Consider the following 809-nt stretch of genomic DNA (forward strand, 5'->3'; position numbering starts at 1 on the left):
TTGTATGACGCAGCTGTAACTCCCTGCGTCCAACAGCTCGGCGCGCTGGTCGGCATCATCGACAAGGCTGCGGCCCATTGCGCCGCCAACAAAATTGAAGAATCGGCGCTGCTGCAGGATCGGTTGTACCCAGACATGTTCTGCCTCGCCCGCCAGATTCGTCAGTCGGCGGATTTTGGCATGAACACCGGCGCCCGGCTGGCCGGCGTCACCCCGCCCGCCACGCCGGCAGTGGACGACACCAGCTTCGCCGCCGCCAAAGCCCGCGTCGAAACCGCTCTTGGCTTCGCGAAGTCCTTGACTCGCGCGCAGGTCGATGGCGCGGAGGGCAAGACCATCGCCTGGACCGCCGGCGGCAATGAACGGAAGTTGAAGGGCAACGACTATGTACAGCAGTTCGCCCTGCCGAATTTCTACTTCTTCGTGACGACAACCTACGACATCCTTCGTCATCGCGGCGTACCGATCGGCAAGCGGGACTTCCTCGGCCCAATCAACTGGCTCTAGGCAACTGGCTCTAGGACAAGCGATGCTGAGTTACTTGACGATCGGCGCGAACGATATTCCGCGCTCGGAGCGCTTCTATACGGCGGTCCTTGGGCCGCTTGGCTATGAAAAGGCCGAGCAAAAGGACGGAGTGGCCTACACACTCCCCGACAGTCCGATCGCTTCAACGGTCCCTGTGCCGTTTATGTCAGGAAGCCTTACGATGGTCTGGCGGCCACGGTCGGCAACGGCTCGATGATCGCTTTTCGTGTGCCGAGTCATTCCCAAGTTCACGCCCTGCACAGCGCCGGCGTTGCGGCTGG

The 809-nt window shown here is 61.7% G+C and carries 1 protein-coding gene; it reads left to right on the plus strand.

Features of this window, described 5'->3' with window-relative positions; translation table 11 throughout:
• Nucleotides 1–507 (plus strand): DUF1993 domain-containing protein (locus RSO01_RS46950; RefSeq protein WP_218037700.1); only part of this gene is annotated, 507 nt, incomplete at its 5' end.
• Nucleotides 508–809 lie beyond the last annotated feature (302 nt).

The organism is Reyranella soli (assembly GCF_007992495.1).
In the GTDB taxonomy this organism is placed as follows: Bacteria; Pseudomonadota; Alphaproteobacteria; order Reyranellales; family Reyranellaceae; genus Reyranella; species Reyranella soli.